Annotated in this window: 15 protein-coding genes and 1 pseudogene; 15 read left to right on the forward strand and 1 reads right to left on the reverse strand. The window is 71.3% G+C overall.

The genetic code is table 11. The annotated features are described in order from the left end of the window. The first annotated feature begins 78 nt into the window (after positions 1 to 78). The 11 genes from ACIREI_RS20275 to kynU all read left to right on the forward strand — a co-directional run bounded on the left by ACIREI_RS20275 (position 79) and on the right by kynU (position 11,689). Positions 79 to 1,722 carry a polyamine aminopropyltransferase gene (locus ACIREI_RS20275; protein WP_403334514.1) on the forward strand — a complete coding sequence of 548 codons (1,644 nt, stop codon included), beginning with the start codon at positions 79 to 81 and terminating at the stop codon, positions 1,720 to 1,722. 132 nt (positions 1,723 to 1,854) lie between these two features. Beyond that, positions 1,855 to 2,733, forward strand: coding sequence for an SRPBCC domain-containing protein (locus ACIREI_RS20280; RefSeq protein WP_403334516.1), 879 nt, complete (start codon positions 1,855 to 1,857; stop codon positions 2,731 to 2,733). Positions 2,734 to 2,993: 260 nt separating this feature from the next. After that, positions 2,994 to 3,791, forward strand: a complete 798-nt coding sequence (locus ACIREI_RS20285; protein WP_403334517.1) for an aldose 1-epimerase — start codon at positions 2,994 to 2,996, stop codon at positions 3,789 to 3,791. A 9-nt stretch (positions 3,792 to 3,800) separates the two neighbouring features. Next, positions 3,801 to 4,349 carry an orotate phosphoribosyltransferase gene (gene pyrE / locus ACIREI_RS20290; protein ID WP_403334519.1) on the forward strand — a complete coding sequence of 183 codons (549 nt, stop codon included), beginning with the start codon at positions 3,801 to 3,803 and terminating at the stop codon, positions 4,347 to 4,349. Between the two features lie 185 nt (positions 4,350 to 4,534). Next, positions 4,535 to 5,557, forward strand: a complete 1,023-nt coding sequence (gene fbaA / locus ACIREI_RS20295) for a class II fructose-bisphosphate aldolase (RefSeq protein WP_403334521.1) — start codon at positions 4,535 to 4,537, stop codon at positions 5,555 to 5,557. A 68-nt stretch (positions 5,558 to 5,625) separates the two neighbouring features. Continuing rightward, on the forward strand, positions 5,626 to 7,092 hold the full coding sequence (locus ACIREI_RS20300; protein ID WP_403334523.1) for an MFS transporter: 1,467 nt from the start codon (positions 5,626 to 5,628) through the stop codon (positions 7,090 to 7,092). A gap of 850 nt (positions 7,093 to 7,942) precedes the next feature. Then, positions 7,943 to 8,311 carry a hypothetical protein gene (locus ACIREI_RS20305; protein WP_403334525.1) on the forward strand — a complete coding sequence of 123 codons (369 nt, stop codon included), beginning with the start codon at positions 7,943 to 7,945 and terminating at the stop codon, positions 8,309 to 8,311. A gap of 31 nt (positions 8,312 to 8,342) precedes the next feature. Beyond that, positions 8,343 to 8,792 carry a hypothetical protein gene (locus tag ACIREI_RS20310; RefSeq protein ID WP_403334527.1) on the forward strand — a complete coding sequence of 150 codons (450 nt, stop codon included), beginning with the start codon at positions 8,343 to 8,345 and terminating at the stop codon, positions 8,790 to 8,792. 208 nt (positions 8,793 to 9,000) lie between these two features. Then, on the forward strand, positions 9,001 to 9,414 hold the full coding sequence (locus ACIREI_RS20315) for a DUF3151 domain-containing protein (RefSeq protein ID WP_388804048.1): 414 nt from the start codon (positions 9,001 to 9,003) through the stop codon (positions 9,412 to 9,414). A gap of 159 nt (positions 9,415 to 9,573) precedes the next feature. Then, positions 9,574 to 10,413, forward strand: a complete 840-nt coding sequence (locus ACIREI_RS20320; RefSeq protein WP_403334529.1) for a tryptophan 2,3-dioxygenase family protein — start codon at positions 9,574 to 9,576, stop codon at positions 10,411 to 10,413. After that, positions 10,406 to 11,689 (forward strand): kynureninase, encoded by a 1,284-nt coding sequence (gene kynU / locus ACIREI_RS20325; RefSeq protein WP_403334531.1) that lies wholly within the window; start codon positions 10,406 to 10,408, stop codon positions 11,687 to 11,689. The genes ACIREI_RS20320 and kynU overlap by 8 nt, the downstream gene beginning before the upstream one ends. Here kynU and ACIREI_RS20330 read toward each other — a convergent pair. Then, entirely contained in the window at positions 11,686 to 12,303 is a 618-nt protein-coding gene (locus ACIREI_RS20330; protein WP_403334532.1) for a TetR/AcrR family transcriptional regulator, read from the reverse strand. The genes kynU and ACIREI_RS20330 overlap by 4 nt on opposite strands. A 221-nt stretch (positions 12,304 to 12,524) precedes the next feature. Here ACIREI_RS20330 and ACIREI_RS20335 point away from each other — a divergent pair. The 4 genes and pseudogenes from ACIREI_RS20335 to ACIREI_RS20350 all read left to right on the forward strand — a co-directional run bounded on the left by ACIREI_RS20335 (position 12,525) and on the right by ACIREI_RS20350 (position 17,378). After that, a pseudogene (locus ACIREI_RS20335) lies at positions 12,525 to 13,436 on the forward strand (alpha/beta hydrolase). A 157-nt stretch (positions 13,437 to 13,593) separates the two neighbouring features. Next, entirely contained in the window at positions 13,594 to 14,748 is a 1,155-nt protein-coding gene (locus tag ACIREI_RS20340) for an alpha/beta hydrolase (protein WP_403334534.1), read from the forward strand. Next, positions 14,741 to 16,030 (forward strand): acyltransferase, encoded by a 1,290-nt coding sequence (locus ACIREI_RS20345; protein ID WP_403334536.1) that lies wholly within the window; start codon positions 14,741 to 14,743, stop codon positions 16,028 to 16,030. Before ACIREI_RS20340 ends, ACIREI_RS20345 begins: the two co-directional genes overlap by 8 nt. Beyond that, positions 16,023 to 17,378 (forward strand): sensor histidine kinase, encoded by a 1,356-nt coding sequence (locus tag ACIREI_RS20350; protein WP_403334538.1) that lies wholly within the window; start codon positions 16,023 to 16,025, stop codon positions 17,376 to 17,378. Before ACIREI_RS20345 ends, ACIREI_RS20350 begins: the two co-directional genes overlap by 8 nt. Positions 17,379 to 17,381 lie beyond the last annotated feature (3 nt).

Consider the following 17,381-nt stretch of genomic DNA (forward strand, 5'->3'; position numbering starts at 1 on the left):
CGACGCAAACGTCCCTCGCATCAACACCACACGTGTGGGTGACCCAGCGTGCCGCAGGCGTAACGTACCGTCGGCAACGTGATCGAACCGCACGCACCCGCCCCACCCGGCACAGCGCCGCCCCGGGGCGGCTGCGCGCGGCTCCCGGTCCGGCCGGGCACGGCCCGGTTCCTGGTCCTCGCGGGCGTCTTCGTCTGCGCCGCCTGCGGGCTCGTATACGAACTCGAACTCGTCGCCCTCGCCTCGTACTTGATCGGCGACTCGGTCACCCAGGCCTCCGTCGTGCTGTCCGTCATGGTCTTCGCGATGGGCCTCGGCTCCCTCGTCGCCAAACGCCTGCGCCCGCTCGCCGCGGCCGGGTTCGGCGCCATCGAGGCCGTACTCGCCCTGGTCGGCGGCTGCAGCGCGCTCGCCCTGTACGCCGTCTTCGCCTGGACCGGCGACTGGGGCGGTATGTGGGCCAACGGCCCCCGCTGCCTCCTCGTCGCCTTCTCGCTCACCATCGGCCTGCTGATCGGCGCCGAAGTGCCGCTGCTGATGGAGCTGATCCAGCGCATCCGGCGCCAGGACGCGGGCGGCGCGGTGGCCGACCTGTTCGCCGCGGACTACGTCGGCGCCCTCGTCGGCGGTCTCGCCTTCCCCTTCCTTCTGCTGCCTCTGCTGGGCCAGTTGACCGCGACCCTGATCACCGGCGCCGTCAACGCCGTCGCGGGCGGCGCACTGGTCCTCGGCCTGTTCCGGGGGGACCTGACCCGCCGCGCCCGCTGGCTGCTGGTGATCGCCAACCTCACGGTGCTCGGCATCCTCGCCTCGGCCGCCGTCCTCGTCGACGACTTCGAACGGGCGGCCCGGCAGGCGGTGTACGGGCGGGACGTACGCGTGGCGCTCCAGACGGACGTCCAGGAGGTCGTCATCACCGGCGGCACCCACGGCCGCCCCCTCGATCTCTTCCTCGACGGCCGCCTGAGGGTCAGCGGCCGCGACGAACGCCGCTACCACGAGGCGCTGGTCCACCCCGCGATGAGCGGCGACCACACACGCGTACTGATCCTCGGCGGCGGGGACGGGCTGGCGGCGCGCGAGGTGCTGCGCCACTCCGGGGTGCGGCGGGTCGACGTGGTCGAGGCCGACGCCGGGGTGGTGCGGTTGGCGCGCCGGGACCCGCCGCTGTCGAAGCTGAACAGCCATGCCTACGACGACCCTCGCGTCCACGTCATGACGGGCGACGCCTTCCGTCGGCTGCGGGCGGCGCCGCCGGGGACGTACGACGTCGTCATCTCGGATCTGCCCGACCCCGGCATCACCGCCAGCACGAAGCTGTACTCACAGGAGTTCTACGGCCTCGCCCGCCGCGTCCTGACCCCGCACGGGCGCCTCGCCGTCCACGCCGGGCCGGTCTCCTCCCGCCCCCGCAGTTTCTGGACGGTCGACACCACACTCCGCGCGGCCGGTCTGCGCACGGTGCCGTACTGCGTCAGGGGCCGCGACTCCGGCTTCGCCCCGGGCCCCGACCGCTCGGCAGGCCCTACGCGGGCACCGCACGACTGGGGGTTCATCCTCGCGGGGCGGGGGGAGCGGCCGGCGCTGCGGCTCCGGGAGGGGGAGGGGGCGCCGCGGTTGGGGACGTTGACGCAGGAGGGGCTGGTGCGGCATGCGGGGGTGGCGGAGGGGACTCGGGTCGGGGGGCTGGGGGTGTCGACGTTGGTGCATCCGCGGTATTGAGGGCGGGGGCAGGGCAGGGGCAGGGGTGCAGGGCGTGGGCGGGGCGGAGGATACGCCCGGCGGGTCCGGAGCCGGTGAGAATCCCCGGATGTGCGGGTGCGCTTCGCGCCATGCTGGGTAGGCTCGCTCACCATGGAGCATGAGGTGTTCGTTCCGGTTGCGGCCGAGCGGCTCAGGGAGGTGCTGGCCGATCCCGTACGGGTTGCCCGGGCGGTCCCCGGGCTCCAGCAGGACGCCGGGGCCGAGCCTGTCGCCGGGCGGCTGAAACTGCGCGTCGGTGGTCACACCATCACGTACCGGGGTGCTGTGCGGGTGTCCGAGCGCGAGGACGGTTCGTACGCCGTCGAGGGCGACGCCACCGAGGCTCGGGGCAGCGGTTCGGTGAAGCTCGCCTTGACGGTGCGGGTTCGGGAGGCCGACGGGGGCTCCGCCGTGACGTTCGAGGGGGCCGCTTCGGCGGACGGGCGGGTCGCGGAGTTCTCGGCGGAGGCGGTCGGGACGGCCGTGGCTCGGTTGCTGAGCCGGTTCGGGGAGCAGCTCGGGGTGGTCGCGGGGGAGACGGCTTCGGTGGTGGGGGAGGACGAGGCAGGGGACGCCGAGGACACCGGGGAGACTCTGGAGACCCTGGCTCCGGGGGAGTTCGAGACGCGGGTCACCAGTGACTTCGAGACGACGCCGGATGCGGATGATGCTGCGGCGCCTGAGCCTGCGGCGCGTGAGCCTGCGGCGCCTGAACCGGGTGCTGAAGTGAGCGAACCTACGGATGCTGGTGCCGATGGTGGTGCCGATGGTGGTGAGCCTGCCGTCGCTGAGGCGGCTCATGCCCGGCGGACGATGATCGGGCGTAGTGCGGAGGAAGTGGACCATGCTCCGCCGCGGGGGCGTTATGCGCCGGTGCCGGCGCCGCAGACCGTCGCGCCGAGTTCCGCGTTGCGGTGGGCGGCTCCGGCGGCGGCCGTGGTGGTGGCGTCGGCGATCGTGGTGGGGCGGATGCTGCGGCGACGGCGCTGAGGGTTTTCGCCCCCGCCGCCCCTACCCGTCCCGTCCCCAGGGGCTCCGCCCCTTCGACCCCGGGCTCCCCGGGGGCCTGCGGCCCCCAGACCCCCGCTTCGGCCCTGAACGGGCCTCGTCCTCAGACGCCGGACGGGCTGAAATGCACGGGCCGGCGTTGAGAGGTGAAGCCCCCGGCGGGTGGGGGGTAGGAACGGCGTCGTCCTCCACCGCTGGACGGGCTGGATACGCCCCCTTGATCACCCCAGTAGGGTCGTCCCGTGAGTAACGAACACATCACGCTGACCGCGGGTGACGCGGAGGTGGACGTGCTGCCGGGGAACGGCGGGCGGGTCGGGGGGCTGCGCGTCGGGGGGAGGGAGCTGTTGCGGCAGGGGGAGCGGTTCGGGTGTTTCCCGATGGTTCCCTGGTGCGGGCGGATCCGGGACGGGCGGTTCCTGGACGGGGCCGTGGTGCGGCAGATGCCGCTCAACGCCCCGCCGAACGCCATCCACGGCACCGTACGGGACGGCGCCTGGCGCGTCGCCCGGGTCGCCGGCGACGAGGCGGTCATCACGTACGACCTGGTCGAGCCGTGGCCCTACGCCGGCCGTGTCACGCAGGTCGTGCGGCTCGCGGAGGACAGTCTCAGCCTCACCATGTCCGTCGAGACGTACGAGACGTCCTTCCCGGCGCAGATCGGCTGGCATCCCTGGTTCAACCGGAACCTCGGAGGGGAGGGGGCGCAGGATGTGCGGCTCGACTTCAGCCCGGCCTGGCAGGAGGAGCGCGGGGACGACCACCTTCCCACCGGGAATCGGATCGAGCCGAAGCCGGGGCCCTGGGACGACTGCTTCGGTATGCCCGACGGCGTCGACGTCACGCTCACCTGGCCGGGGCAGTTGGAGCTGAAGGTGAGCAGTCGGGAGGAGTGGGTCGTCGTCTACGACGAGCAGGAGGCCGCCGTCTGCGTCGAGCCGCAGACCGGGCCGCCCAACGGGCTCAACAGCATGCCTCGCCTGGTCACGCCTCTGGAGCCGCTCGAGGCCACGACCGTCTGGAGCTGGCGGCGCCTCTAAGCTGGCGGCATGACTGACGTACGTGGCGATCTGCTGCAGCAGATCAAGGACAAGGCCGTGGTGCACGGCAAGGTGACCCTGTCGTCGGGGCTGGAGGCCGATTACTACGTCGATCTCCGGCGGATCACCCTCGACGGGGAGGCGGCCCCGCTCGTCGGGCAGGTGCTGCTCGATCTGACCGCGGAGCTGGAGTTCGACGCGGTGGGCGGGCTCACCATGGGCGCCGACCCCGTCGCCGCGGCGATGCTGCACGCCGCCGCGGCGCGCGGGAAGAGGCTGGACGCCTTCGTCGTGCGCAAGGCCGCCAAGGCGCACGGGCTCCAGCGGCAGGTCGAGGGGCCGGACATCGCGGGGCGGCGGGTTCTCGTCGTCGAGGACACCTCGACCACGGGCGGTTCGCCGCTCACCGCCGTCGAGGCCGTGCGGGAGGCGGGCGCCGAGGTCGTCGCCGTCGCGACCATCGTCGACCGGGCCACCGGCGCCGCCGAGAAGATCCAGGAGGGCGCGGGGGTGCCGTACCTCTTCGCCTACTCCAAGGACGAACTCGGGCTCGACTGACCGAGGTCCGGCGGGCGTCCATCTCGGCTGATGACAGACGCTCGGACCATCCCGGTTCGTCTGGAAAGATGGGGCCGACGACGACGTCGCAACCCCCCCCAAGGTCTAGGTCAGGGCCGTAAGAAGAACGCCGTACGCAGTTACGTACGTAGTACGTCAACCCGCACACTCCAAGGAGCGGACAGATGCCCATCGCAACCCCCGAGGTCTACAACGAGATGCTCGACCGGGCGAAGGCAGGCAAGTTCGCCTACCCGGCCATCAACGTCACGTCGACCCAGACCCTGCACGCGGCCCTGCGCGGTTTCGCGGAGGCGGAGAGCGACGGCATCATCCAGATCTCGACGGGTGGCGCCGAGTTCCTGGGCGGCCAGCACAACAAGGACATGGTCACCGGCGCCGTCGCCCTGGCCGAGTTCGCGCACATCGTCGCCAAGAAGTACGACATCACCGTCGCCCTGCACACGGACCACTGCCCGAAGGACAAGCTCGACGGGTACGTACGGCCGCTGCTCGCCGTGTCCGAGGAGCGGGTCGCGCGCGGTGAGAACCCGCTGTTCCAGTCGCACATGTGGGACGGCTCGGCCGAGACCCTCGCCGACAACCTGTCCATCGCGCAGGAGCTGCTGGAGCGCGCCCGCGCCGCGAAGATCATCCTCGAGGTCGAGATCACCCCGACCGGTGGCGAGGAGGACGGCGTCTCGCACGAGATCAACGACTCGCTGTACACGACCGTCGACGACGCCATTCGGACCGTTGAGGCTCTCGGTCTCGGGGAGAAGGGACGCTACCTGCTCGCCGCTTCCTTCGGCAACGTCCACGGTGTCTACAAGCCGGGCAACGTCGTGCTCCGCCCCGAGCTGCTCAAGGAGCTGAACGAGGGCGTCGCCGCCAAGTACGGCAAGGCGTCCCCGTTCGACTTCGTCTTCCACGGCGGCTCCGGCTCCACCGCCGAGGAGATCGCGACCGCGCTGGACAACGGCGTCGTCAAGATGAACATCGACACCGACACGCAGTACGCCTTCACGCGTCCGGTCGCCGACCACATGTTCAAGAACTACGACGGTGTCCTCAAGGTCGACGGCGAGGTCGGTTCGAAGAAGACCTACGACCCGCGCACCTGGGGCAAGCTCGCCGAGGCGAGCATGGCCGCGCGCGTGACGGAGGCCTGCTCGAACCTGCGCTCCACGGGTACGAAGATCAAGTAACCCGAGCGTTCACCCACCTCGCAGCGAGCCCGGTGCCATGGCGCCGGGCTCGCTGTATACCTGGGGGCATGCCCGACGTCCGGCTGGCCTCCCCGCAGGGCAAGTGGATCCTGCTCACCACCGTCCTCGGCTCCAGCATGGCCATGCTGGACTCGACCGTCGTCAACGTCGCCCTCCCGCGCATCGGCCGCGACCTCGACGCCGACCTGGCCGCGCTCCAGTGGACCGTCAACGCGTACATGCTCACGCTGGCCGGGCTGATCCTGCTCGGCGGTTCCCTGGGGGACCGGTACGGGCGCCGCAAGATCTTCGTCGTCGGGGTCGTGTGGTTCGCGGCGGCCTCGCTGCTGTGCGGGATCGCCCCGAACGCGGGGGTGCTCATCGCCGCCAGGGCCTTGCAGGGGATCGGCGGGGCGCTCCTCACGCCGGGTTCGCTCGCGCTCATCCAGGCGTCCTTCCATCCCGACGACCGGGGGCGGGCCGTGGGCCTGTGGTCGGGGTTCGGGGGCGTCGGCGCGGCGGTCGGGCCGTTTCTGGGCGGGTGGCTGGTCGACGGGCCGGGCTGGCGGTGGGTGTTCCTGCTCAACGTCCCGCTGGCCCTGCTGTGTGTGCCGGTGGCGCTGCGGCATGTCCCGGAGTCGGGGGACGGCCGTAAGCACGGGCGCTTCGACGTGCTCGGCGCGGCGCTCGGTGCGGTGTCCCTCGCCCTGGTGACGTACGCGCTGATCGAGGGCCGGTCGGGCTCGCCGGTCGTGGTCCTCACCGCGGTGGGGGGCGTGGCGGCCGGGGTCGCCTTCGTGTACGTCGAGCGCCATCGCCCCGACCCGATGATGCCGCTGGACATCTTCAGGTCCCGCCAGTTCACGGCGGTCAACCTCGTCACCCTCTGCGTCTACGCGGCCTTCGGCGGCTTCTTCTTCCTCGCCGCCCTCCAGCTCCAGGTCGTCGTCGGCTACTCCGCTCTCGCCGCCGGTACGGCCCTGCTGCCGACGACCGCCCTGATGCTGCTCTTCTCGGCCCGCTCGGGTGCCCTCGCCGACCGGATCGGCCCCCGGATCCCGCTGACGGTGGGACCGCTGCTGTGTGCGGCCGGGATGCTGCTGATGCTGCGGGTCGGGCCGGACGCCTCGTACGTCGGCGACGTGCTGCCCGCCGTGCTCGTCCTCGGTCTCGGCCTGGTGACCCTGGTCGCCCCGCTGACCGCCACCGTCCTCGCCTCGGTGGACGTCGCGCGGGCGGGACTGGCCAGCGGCATCAACAACGCGGCGGCCCGGGCGGCCGGGCTCGTCGCCGTGGCGGCGCTGCCGCTGCTCACGGGTATGGGTCAGGAGGCATACCGCTCACCGGACGCCTTCGACGACGCGTTCGGCCGGGCAATGCTTCTGTGCGCGGGCGCACTTTCGGCCGGGGCACTGCTCGCCTTCGCGACGGTACGACGCCCGCCCCCGGACTGCACCCGCCCAGAGTGCCGCACCCACGGCGGCGTGACGGCACCGCCACTGGAGGGACGACCGACGCGGCGCCGCGTGCCGTAGCCACCGGGAGTTTCCTCGCCCCTGCCGCCCCTACCCGTCCTGACCGCCGCTTCCGTCGCCCAGAGCTGAGTCGTAGACCGACAACGACAAGAGCGCGCCGTGCGTACGGGCGGCCGAGGGAGACGACCGGTTCTTCGTGCCGTAGGCCTTGCCGGCCTGAACCTGTGGCCGCAGACCTGGATGGTGCCGCGGGCGATGCCCGAGTCGCCGGGCCGCCGGAACCGCTCCACCCGCTCGCCCACACACGTTGATCATTTTTATCTCGACTTTCACGTAAAAGTGGGTTAGTTTTCGGTCTGAGACGTCGCCGGGGGGTGGCGTCGACAGGGGGAGTCGGGGGATTTTTACCCTCGACCTGGCATGCCTGACCTAGCATGCGACAATTCCCTGTTGCCCCGTATCGCATAGAACTGCTATGCGACGATCGAGGAGTAACAGAGTGCGTACTTTCTGCGCAAGTTTTCTGCCGGTGCAATAGTGAGCGTTGCCGTGGGGACGATGACGCTGGGAACTCTGGCGGGCACCGCCACGGCGCGAACGCGCGGCCAATGTGGCCAGGCGAAGACCGCTGAGACCGACGGCGCTACGGCGAAATGGACTCTGGACTGCAGCGGTGGCCAGATCACGGTATCGGGTTGGTATCAGGACGATGAACCCGACGGGGACTGTGTCGGTGTGAAGGCGTACTTCGCTGACGGTTCGACCAAGCGCAATCAGACGTGCGACGGGTGGGGGTCCAAGAGGACCTTCAAGTGGACGGCTCCAGGCGCCCTTGCTGACGTCTATCTGTACGAGTACTGAGAAGAACCTGTGTCGCACGTACTTGAATACAGAAGGAGCCACCACGCCAATGGCCGAACTCAATAACCTCCGCAACAAGGCGCTCAAGGCCGGCACGTCGGTCGGTCTTGCGCTGGCAGCAGTGCTTACCGTCGTAGGCTCTTCCTACGCAGCGGTCGATTCTCAGATGGGCTCGTCGCAGACGGCTGAGGCCGGCGTGCGGGCTTCGGCGCCGCGGTTCATCTCGGGCTACAGCCTTCACTGTTCCGAGGAGATGGCCAAGGACAGCATCACGGGTCCCGAGGCTCAGAATGTAGTGGCCACCAAGTATTCGGCAGCCAGGTACGACAGGGCTCGGAAGACTTGGAAGTACACTGGCTCAAAGGTAGTTGTGGTACTCAACGACAATGGCTATTGCGTGACGGCCTGGCGACGCTAGCCCTACACACTCGGGAGTCGAGGGGATTTATATGGCAAGTCGCATAGATTGCCACATTCGCTACGATCCAGAAGTTGACGTGGCGCTGCTTTCCTTCACGGAATCATTGTCCAGTTCGGGCGGTGTAGCGCTGGAGTTTGATGACGAGACCGGGTTGGCAGGCCTTCTTCGTCTTGACGTCGAGGGTAAATTCGATCACCTGGAACTCTTGGGGGCGAAGCGTGCACTCCCTGAACTCGTTGCAGGACTGCACAGACCTGCATCAGGGGTACGGGATTACTACCGAGGTCTAGTGAATGTGCGTATGGCGGCGGCCGAGCAGGGCGCCGTTCGCTTTGATCTCGTCGACACCGCCGCCAGAGGCGGCGAGTGCGAGGTTTCGGTAAGAGCGAAATCGTCGTCCTCAATTCTTGCCACCCTGAGGTACGACAGAGATTCAGGTGCGCTCCGTTCGCTGACCCTCTGCGCTGATGTGAATTAGCAATGAACAAGCCCCCTCAAACGCCGGACGGGCCGACTTACCCAGCCCGTCCGGCGTTTGAGGACGAGGCCCCTTCAGGGCAGAAGCGGGGGTCTGGGGGCGGTAGCCCCCGACGAAGGTCCGGGGCGCCCCGGGATGGGACGGGTAGGGGCGGCGGGGGCGAAACACGGCTGACCGCCGGGCGCGGCGATGCCTCACACTTGAACCCATGGCCATTCACGAAAACCTCCTCGGGGGCCCGCCCCCGACCCACCTCCCCGACGACCCCGAGCCGCGTGAGCTGCTCGCCGGGGGCACCGCGCCCGCGGACGTCGCCGCGAAGTACCCGACCTCCTCGCTGGCCTGGGCACAGCTGGCCGACGACGCGTTCGAGCGGGGCAGCGTCGTGGAGTCGTACGCCTATGCCCGTACGGGCTACCACCGTGGCCTGGACTCTCTGCGCCGTAACGGATGGAAGGGGCACGGCCCCGTCCCCTGGGAGCACGAGCCGAACCGCGGCTTCCTGCGCGCCCTGCACGCCCTCGCCCGCGCCGCCGGAGCCATCGGCGAGCAGGAGGAGTACGAGCGCTGCAGCCAGTTCCTGAAGGACTCCTCGCCGACGGCGGCCCAGACGCTGGGCTAAGGCCGCCCTAGGGGTGTCTTCTGCCGGGCCCGCCTGTGTGATCAGGCGGGCCTTGCCTTTTCGGCGGACCATCGAAGAAGATGCCCGGCGGGGACCGGGGCCCCCGTGTCGATAACGGCAGGGGCGGACCGCTACCCGGAGTTACAACAGGAGACAGCGATGTCCCACGAGGCTCACGAGGCTGAAGAGCCGTCGACTCCGCATCTCGACTTCGCAGGCACCACGCCGTACGAGGACTACGTACAGGCGGACGTCCTCACCCACCTCCAGCACACCCTCTCCGACGATCCCGGAGAGATGGTCTTCCTGGTCACGACCCAGGTGATGGAGCTGTGGTTCACGGTCATCGTCCACGAGTGGGAGACGGCGGCGAACGCCCTGCGCGAGGACCGCGTGCCGGTGGCGATCGACGCGCTCAAGCGTTCCGTACGGGAACTGGAGGCCCTGAACGCCTCCTGGAAGCCGCTCGGCCAGCTCACGCCTGCCCAGTTCAACGCGTACCGCAGCGCCCTCGGCGAGGGCTCCGGCTTCCAGTCGGCGATGTACCGGCGCATGGAGTTCCTGCTCGCCGAGAAGTCCGCGTCCATGCTGGTCCCGCACCGCGGCGCCCCGCGCGTCCACGCGGAACTGGAGAAGGCGCTGCACGAGCCGAGCCTCTACGACGAGGTGCTGCGCTTCCTCGCCCGACGCGGCTGCGCCATCCCGCAGAGCGTGCTCAAGCGCGACGTGTCGCGGCGGTACGAGCCGTCGGACGCGGTGGAGGCCGTCTGGACCGAGATCTACTCCGGTGACCAGAACGGCGAACTCGCCCGCCTCGGCGAGGCGTTGACCGATGTCGCCGAGCTGGTGTGGCGCTGGCGCAACGACCACCTCGTCGCCACCCGGCGCGCGATGGGCGCCAAGGCCGGTACGGGCGGCTCGGCCGGGGTGGCCTGGCTGGAGAAGCGCGCGCAGAAGAACGTGTTCCCGGAGCTGTGGACGGCGAGGTCTCATGTCTGACATACGTGACCTCGGCGTCAGGGCGGCGGAGCTGGACGCCCGCGACGAGCTGGCAGGGCTGCGGAAGCAGTTCGTGCTCGACACCGTGTCCGATCATGCGGCTGACGCCGCGGGCGTCTACCTCGACGGCAACTCCCTGGGCGCCCTGCCGGCCAACGTGTCGGGGCAGGTCGAGGACGTCGTACGGCGGCAGTGGGGCGAGCTGCGTATCCGCTCCTGGGACGAGAGCGGCTGGTGGACCGCGCCCGAGCGGATCGGTGACCGGATCGCTCCCCTGGTCGGCGCGGCGCCCGGCCAGATCGTGGTCGGCGACTCGACAAGTGTCAATGTTTTCAAGGCGGTTGTCGCCGCCGTGCGGATGGCGCACTCCGCGGACGGCGGGGCGGGCCGGGACGAGATCCTGGTCGACGCGACGACCTTCCCCACGGACGGGTACATCGCCGCGTCGGCGGCGCGGATGACGGGGTGCGCGCTGCGGCCCGTGACGCCCGCGCAGGTGCCGGCCGCGCTGAACGACCGTACGGCCGCCGTCCTGCTGAACCACGTCGACTACCGCACCGGCCGGCTGCACGACCTGCCGGCCCTCACCGCCGCCGTGCACGCGGCGGGGTCGTACGTCGTGTGGGACCTCTGCCACAGCGCGGGCGCGCTGCCGGTGGGCCTGGACGAGCACGGGGTCGACCTGGCGGTCGGCTGTACGTACAAGTACCTGAACGGCGGGCCCGGTGCACCGGCGTACCTGTATGTGCGCAGTGACCTGCAGGACCGCTTCGACTCCCCGCTCCCCGGCTGGAACTCGCACGCCGAACCCTTCGGCATGCGCGGCGACTTCGAACCGGCGGCGGGCGCACTGCGCGGTCGCGTCGGCACGCCGGACATCCTCTCCATGCTGGCCCTGGAGGCCGCGCTGGAGGTCTGGGACGGCGTGTCGATCGAGGCGGTGCGCGCCAAGTCCCTCGCGCTGACGGACTTCTTCCTGGAGTGCGTCGGGGCCTATGTGGGGGAGGGGCGCGTGGAGTCGGTGACTCCGGTGGCGCACGCGGAGCGCGGCAGCCAGGTGGCACTGCGTTGCGAGGGCGCCGGGGAGGTCATGAAGGCGCTCATCGAGCGGGGCGTGGTCGGCGACTTCCGCCATCCGGACGTGCTGCGCTTCGGTTTCACGCCGCTGTACGTCGGGTTCGCGGACGTGGAGCGGGCGGCACGGGTGCTGGGCGAGGTGCTGGCGCAGGTGCCGGGGGAGGTGCTGGAGGAAGGGTTGCCGGAGGGGGCGGCCTAGGTTCCGACGCGCTGACCGACGTACACCCCCGCCACGGCAGCCGCATGCGCGGCCCGCGCGGCGCGCTCCGCGGCGGGGGCGTCGGGGACCACCCCGGTCGTCAGCAACTGGTAGTACAAGGGCGCCGACACCGCCCGTACGACCGCCGCGGCGTCGGTCCCGGCGGGCAACTCCCCCCTGGCGACGCCCTGTTCCACGCACGGCGCCCACTCCGCGACCCGTACCTCGTAGAACCGCCGCAGCGCCTGCGCGGTACGTTCGTCGCAGGTCGCCGCGGCGATGACGGCGCGGAACAGGGCGCCCTGCCGGGCGTCCGCCAACGTCCGCCGCACCAGCGCCGCGTTGGCCCGCAGGTCCCCGAGCACGGACCCGGTCTCCTCGCGCGGCAGCGACTGTTCGGCCATGTCGGCGAGCAGGTCGGCCACCAGGCCCGTCACCGAGCCCCACCGGCGGTACACGGTCGTCTTGCCCACCTCGGCGCGCCGGGCCACGTCCGCGAGGTCGAGGCCGGCGAATCCCTGCTCCGCGAGCACATCTCCGGCCGCCCGCAGGACGGCCGCACGGACACGCGCGGTACGCCCTCCGGGACGTACGGTGCCGGGTTCGGCGGACATATCGGCCTCCTTGGTGCACGTACGGGCTGCGGTGCGAGCTGTGTGCGGTCCGTGAGGTCAGCGTAACGAAACGACAGAACCATTTAACCCTCACCGAGCGTGACATCCCTGTGTTCGCGCACGTCACCAGCCTGATACCGTCCCCGCCAGCGCGCCGAATTCCCAACCTGGTCCGCCACCCCCTTTCGTTCAAATCCGTTCCATCGCTGAGAGGTTGGAGCATGCCGGACGACGTCGCAGCAGCCCGGGCCGCTGCCGAAGAGGAGTCGGCCTTCTCGCACCCGCCCGTCGATCCCGACGCCATCGCGTCGTACGGCGACCACCCCGACCAGGTGATCGACTTCTACGCGCCGCGCGGCGTGGCCGGGCCGGGCGGCCTCGCTCCGCTGGTCGTTCTGCTGCACGGCGGGGCTTGGCGGGCTCCGTACGACCGGCGGCATGTCACGCCGTTCGCGGACTTCATGGCTCGGCGGGGGTTCGCCGTGGCCAATGTGGAGTATCGGCGGGGCGGGGAGGGCGCCGCGAGCGCGCAGGGTTCGGAGGGCGCGGACGGTGTGGGGGGCGGGCCGGTCGCCGGGCGGTGGCCGGACACCTTCGACGACGTGGCCGCCGCGCTCGACGCGCTGCCCGCGCTCGTACGGGAGATGCTCCCGCAGGCCGACCCGCGCCGCATGGTGCTCACCGGTCACTCGGCCGGCGGCCACCTGGCCCTCTGGGCGGCGGCCCGTCATCTCCTGCCCGCGGACGCCTCCTGGCGCACGGACCGCCCCGCCCCCCTGCGCGGTGTGGTCGCCCTGGCCCCGATCGCCGACTTCACGGTCGCCGACAAGCTGGACGTCTGCGGGGGTGCCGCGCGGCAACTCCTGGGCGGAGCGGTGGAGTTCGCCGAGCGTCAGCCCTACGCCGATCCCGCGCTCCTGCTCCCGACCGGCATCGCCACGACGCTCGTCCAGGGGCGTACGGATGTCGTCGTCCCGCAGGCCGTCGCCGAGTCGTACGCGGACGCGGCGGCGAAGGCGGGGGAGGTGGTCGGTCTTACGCTGCTGTAGGACGTCGGGCACTTTCCGCTGATCGATCCGGCGGCGGACGCGTGTGCGGTGGTGGTGGAGGAGATCGCGCAGTTGGCGTGGTGAGGCGGGGCTCCTCCCGGGGGAGACCCCTTCATACCCGTAATACCTGAGAGCTACGTCGCAGGTGAGCTCCCTGGCGGGACGCGGGTGACGAGGCCGGATCCGTAATTTCCCATCCAGACAAGCCCGATGGCCGGGCGGACTGGAAGGGAAGACGACCATGGGGCGGACCGCGGGGCGTACCACGGGGCCTACCGAGGGGGTCGGCGCAGCCGGGGCGAGCGAGCCGAGGCAGACGAGCGAGCCGAGGCAGACGAGCGAGCCGACGAAGAAGGCTCCCCGTACTCACAGATGGCGCCGAGCTCTGCTCGCCACGCTGATCACCGGTGCCGTGGTCGTCCCGCTGTCCGGTGCCGCCCGCCCCGAGATCCCCGCACCGGCCCCGGCCGCCCTCGCGCCGGTGACGGCGGCGACCCTGGACGAGACGTACGCGGCCAACCGTGCCAACGCCGCCGAGGCCTCCAGCATGGCCGCGGCGCACGGCAACCGCGAACGGGCCGCCGCGGACCGCGAGATGGCCGACCCGTCCCGTCACTTCCTCTCCTTCGACGGCCGCGGCCCCGGCCTCGCGACAGAGGTCTTCGGCGACCTGGCCCACGCCGACCGCATCGCGGTCCTGGTCCCGGGCTCCGACACATCCCTCGACACCTACGACCGTTTCCGCGACGCCGCCCGGGCCCTGTACGAACGCCTCACCCGGGAGGCCCCGCAGGGCACCGGCACCGCGGTGGTCGCCTGGCTCGGCTACGAAACCCCGGCCACGGTCAGCACCACGGTCACGACGGCGGGCCGAGCCGAGGAGGCCGCCCCGAAGCTGCGGGAGTTCATACGGCAGCTGCGTGCCGTCGCGGACCGCTCGTCGGTCAAGGGCCACCGCGCGTCGAACACCGACGGCAGGCCGTACGACGGCGGGGCGTACTGGCCGGCCGGCAGGAAGCCGCACATCTCCCTGGTCTGCCACTCCTACGGCTCGGTGGTCTGCGGCCGTGCGGCCTCCCACCTGGACGTGGACGACATCGCCCTGGTCGGCAGCCCCGGCACCGGCGCGGACACCGCGGCGGCCCTGCGCACGCCGGCCCGCGTCTGGGCGGCCCGCGGCAGCGACGACTGGGTGGCTGAGGTGCCGCACGTCAGGCTCGACCTGTTCGGCACGGTCGTCGGCTTCGGCACCGACCCGGTGTCCCCGTCCTTCGGCGCCCGGGTCTTCGCGGCGGGCGACGGCGGCCACAGCGACTACTTCCGGCCGGGCTCGACGTCCCTGGCGAACCTGGCCCGCATCGTCCTGGGCGAGACCTCGGAGGTGAGCCATGGCTGAGTCCTCGGCCGAGCTTTTCGTCGAGCCCGCGGAAAAGCCCGTGGCCGATCCCGTGGCCGACCCTCGCGCCGAAGGGCGCCTGCGCGGCGCGTGGCAGGGCATACGCCGGGGCGCCGCCCGTGTCGACGCCGTCACCCCCGCCGACCGGGACCGGGCCGTCGACGCCCTGCGGGCCTTCGCCATCCTCGGTGTCGTCCTCGGCCACTGGCTGGTGACGGCCCTGGTCGCGGACGGCGGGACCGGCCTGCGCACCGCGAGCCCGCTCCACTACCTGCCCTGGCTGGCCCCCATCTCCTGGGCCTTCCAGACCCTCGCCGTGTTCTTCCTGGTCGGCGGCCATGTGGCCACCCGCGGCTACACCTCGGCCCGAGCGCGCGGCGTGACGTACGGACAGTGGCTGACGTCCCGGTTGTCCCGCCTGTTCAAACCGGTGGCGGCGGTCCTCACCCTGTGGACGGTGGCATCGGTCCTGCTGCTCGTCTCCGGCACGGACGCCGACACCATCCACACCCTGGTCAAGCTGGCCCTGTCCCCTCTGTGGTTCCTCCTGCTCTTCGCCGCGCTGACGGCGGCGACGCCCCTGCTCCTCCGGCTCAACCCGCTCTGGCCCCTCGCGATCGTCCTCCATGTGGACCTGCTCCGCTTCGGCCTGGGCGGCCCGGCCTGGCTCGGCTGGGTGAACGTGGCGGCCGGCTGGCTGGTGCCGTACACCCTGGGCGCGGCCTGGACCCGGGGCGAGCTGGAGCGCCTGCGCGCGGGCTGGATCCTGCTGACGGGCGGCGCGGCGGCGACGGCCGCACTGGTCGCCTGGGCGGGCTACCCGGCGTCCATGGTCGGCGTCCCCGGCGCCGCGATCTCCAACCTCAACCCGCCCACGCTGGCCGCCGTCACGTTCGGCCTGGCCCAGTGCGGTCTGGCCCTGCTCCTGCGCGGGCCGCTGCGCCGCACGATGCGCCGCCCCCTGGCCTGGGCGGCGGTGGCCCTGCTCAACCTCTCGGCGATGACGATCTTCCTCTGGCACCAGACCGCCCTGATGGCGACCACGGCCACGGGCCTGATGGCGGGCCGGCTCCCCGGCCTGCACACCGTTCCCGACCACCTGGGCTGGGTGGCGGCCCGTCTGGCTTGGCTCCCGCTGTTCACCCTGGTCCTGGCGCTGTGCTGGACCACGTTCCGCACCTACGAACAGGGCCCGCGGCGTCCGACCGGCCGCCCGTCCCGGGTGATCCGATCCCAGCCGGCCGCTCACGGCACCGAAGCGGAGGCACAGCACCATGCCTAGGGTTGACCCTGTGACGGAGGCGGGGAATGGGCGGGATTCGACGAGTCGAGTCCGGCGCTGGCTGCGAGTACTGCGCGACGACCTGTGGACCACCCAGCCGGATCCGCTGCCCCCCTCCACGTGGCTGCGCTGGCTGCCGCACGGCCTGCTGTGCCTCGTCGCGTTCGGCGTCACCATCGGCGCGGTGGCACAACTGATGGACAACGGCGGGGTGGGCGGTCAGATCGCCACCCTGATCGGGCTCGCGCAGGGCGGTGCGGTGGTCCTCGCGCTGTGGCGGCCGGTCCCCGGGTGGTGGCTGTCGATGGCGGCCACGGTGGTGGGTGCCGTCGAGGTGCGTCGTCAACTGCTGGCCGGTGGCGCGCACGACTTCGTCTGGCCCTGGACCGCGGCCGGGATCATCGGTCAGATGGCCGTGCTGCTGCTGCTCGCCCTGCGCGTACGCAGCCGTGTGTCCTTCGAGGCGCTGGCGCTGACCGCGCTCGCCGCCTACGTCATCCAGGGGCTGTGGGGGGCGCGCGACTACCAGCCCACCGGAGTGCTCGCGATCGTCCTGTTCACGGTCGTCGTGGTGCTCGGCATGGCGCTGCGCGGCCGCCGCGAGGCGCGCGCGGAGCTGATGCAGCAGACCACGATCACCGCCGAGGAGCGGGCCCGGCGCACCCTGCTGGAGGAGCGCAGCCGTATCGCACGCGAGCTGCACGACGTGGTCGCCCACCACATGTCGGTGATCTCCATCCAGGCCCAGGTCGCCCCCCACCTCGTCGAGAACCCGCCCGACGAGCTGAAGGAGAACCTCGCCGGCATCCGGCAGAACGCCTTGGACGCGCTCACCGAACTGCGCCGCGTGCTGGGCGTCCTGCGCTCCGAGAACCCCGAGAACGGGGAAGACCCCTACGGTCTCGGCGAACCCGGCAGCGCAGCCGCCCCCGACGCCCCCCAGCCCATGCTCGACCGGCTCGACGCACTCATCGACAACACCCGCGCCGCCGGACTGGACGTCGTCACCGACATCAGGGGCGAGGCCCTCTCGTACCCCACGGGCGTGGAGCTGTCCGCGTACCGGATCATCCAGGAGGCGCTCAGCAACGCCCTGCGGCACGCGCCGGGTTCGGAAGTGCGCGTCGAGATCTCGCACGACTTCCACGGCCTGCATCTGGGTGTGGTCAACTCCCGTCCCCAGCGAACCGTTCCACGTTCCCCGGGCGCGGGTCACGGACTGCTCGGCATGCGTGAGCGGGCGGCTATGCTCGGCGGCCATCTCACCGCGGCCCCCACCCAGCACGGCGGTTTCGCGGTCTCGGCCTTCCTCCCGCGGGGCGACACCTCGCCGACCGCCCACCCCTGACAG

Origin of the sequence: Streptomyces sp. NPDC093591 (assembly GCF_044764885.1) — a bacterium.
Taxonomy (GTDB): domain Bacteria; phylum Actinomycetota; class Actinomycetes; order Streptomycetales; family Streptomycetaceae; genus Streptomyces.

Coding starts and splice junctions, on each gene's coding strand:
- ACIREI_RS20280 (WP_403334516.1), top strand. CDS start 1,855: ATGGAGCATGAGGTGTTCGTTCCGGTTGCGGCCGAGCGGCTCAGGGAG.
- pyrE (WP_403334519.1), top strand. CDS start 3,801: ATGACTGACGTACGTGGCGATCTGCTGCAGCAGATCAAGGACAAGGCC.
- fbaA (WP_403334521.1), top strand. CDS start 4,535: ATGCCCATCGCAACCCCCGAGGTCTACAACGAGATGCTCGACCGGGCG.
- ACIREI_RS20300 (WP_403334523.1), top strand. CDS start 5,626: ATGCCCGACGTCCGGCTGGCCTCCCCGCAGGGCAAGTGGATCCTGCTC.
- ACIREI_RS20305 (WP_403334525.1), top strand. CDS start 7,943: ATGGCCGAACTCAATAACCTCCGCAACAAGGCGCTCAAGGCCGGCACG.
- ACIREI_RS20310 (WP_403334527.1), top strand. CDS start 8,343: ATGGCAAGTCGCATAGATTGCCACATTCGCTACGATCCAGAAGTTGAC.
- ACIREI_RS20315 (WP_388804048.1), top strand. CDS start 9,001: ATGGCCATTCACGAAAACCTCCTCGGGGGCCCGCCCCCGACCCACCTC.
- ACIREI_RS20320 (WP_403334529.1), top strand. CDS start 9,574: ATGTCCCACGAGGCTCACGAGGCTGAAGAGCCGTCGACTCCGCATCTC.
- kynU (WP_403334531.1), top strand. CDS start 10,406: ATGTCTGACATACGTGACCTCGGCGTCAGGGCGGCGGAGCTGGACGCC.
- ACIREI_RS20330 (WP_403334532.1), bottom strand. CDS start 12,303: ATGTCCGCCGAACCCGGCACCGTACGTCCCGGAGGGCGTACCGCGCGT.
- ACIREI_RS20340 (WP_403334534.1), top strand. CDS start 13,594: ATGGGGCGGACCGCGGGGCGTACCACGGGGCCTACCGAGGGGGTCGGC.
- ACIREI_RS20345 (WP_403334536.1), top strand. CDS start 14,741: ATGGCTGAGTCCTCGGCCGAGCTTTTCGTCGAGCCCGCGGAAAAGCCC.
- ACIREI_RS20350 (WP_403334538.1), top strand. CDS start 16,023: ATGCCTAGGGTTGACCCTGTGACGGAGGCGGGGAATGGGCGGGATTCG.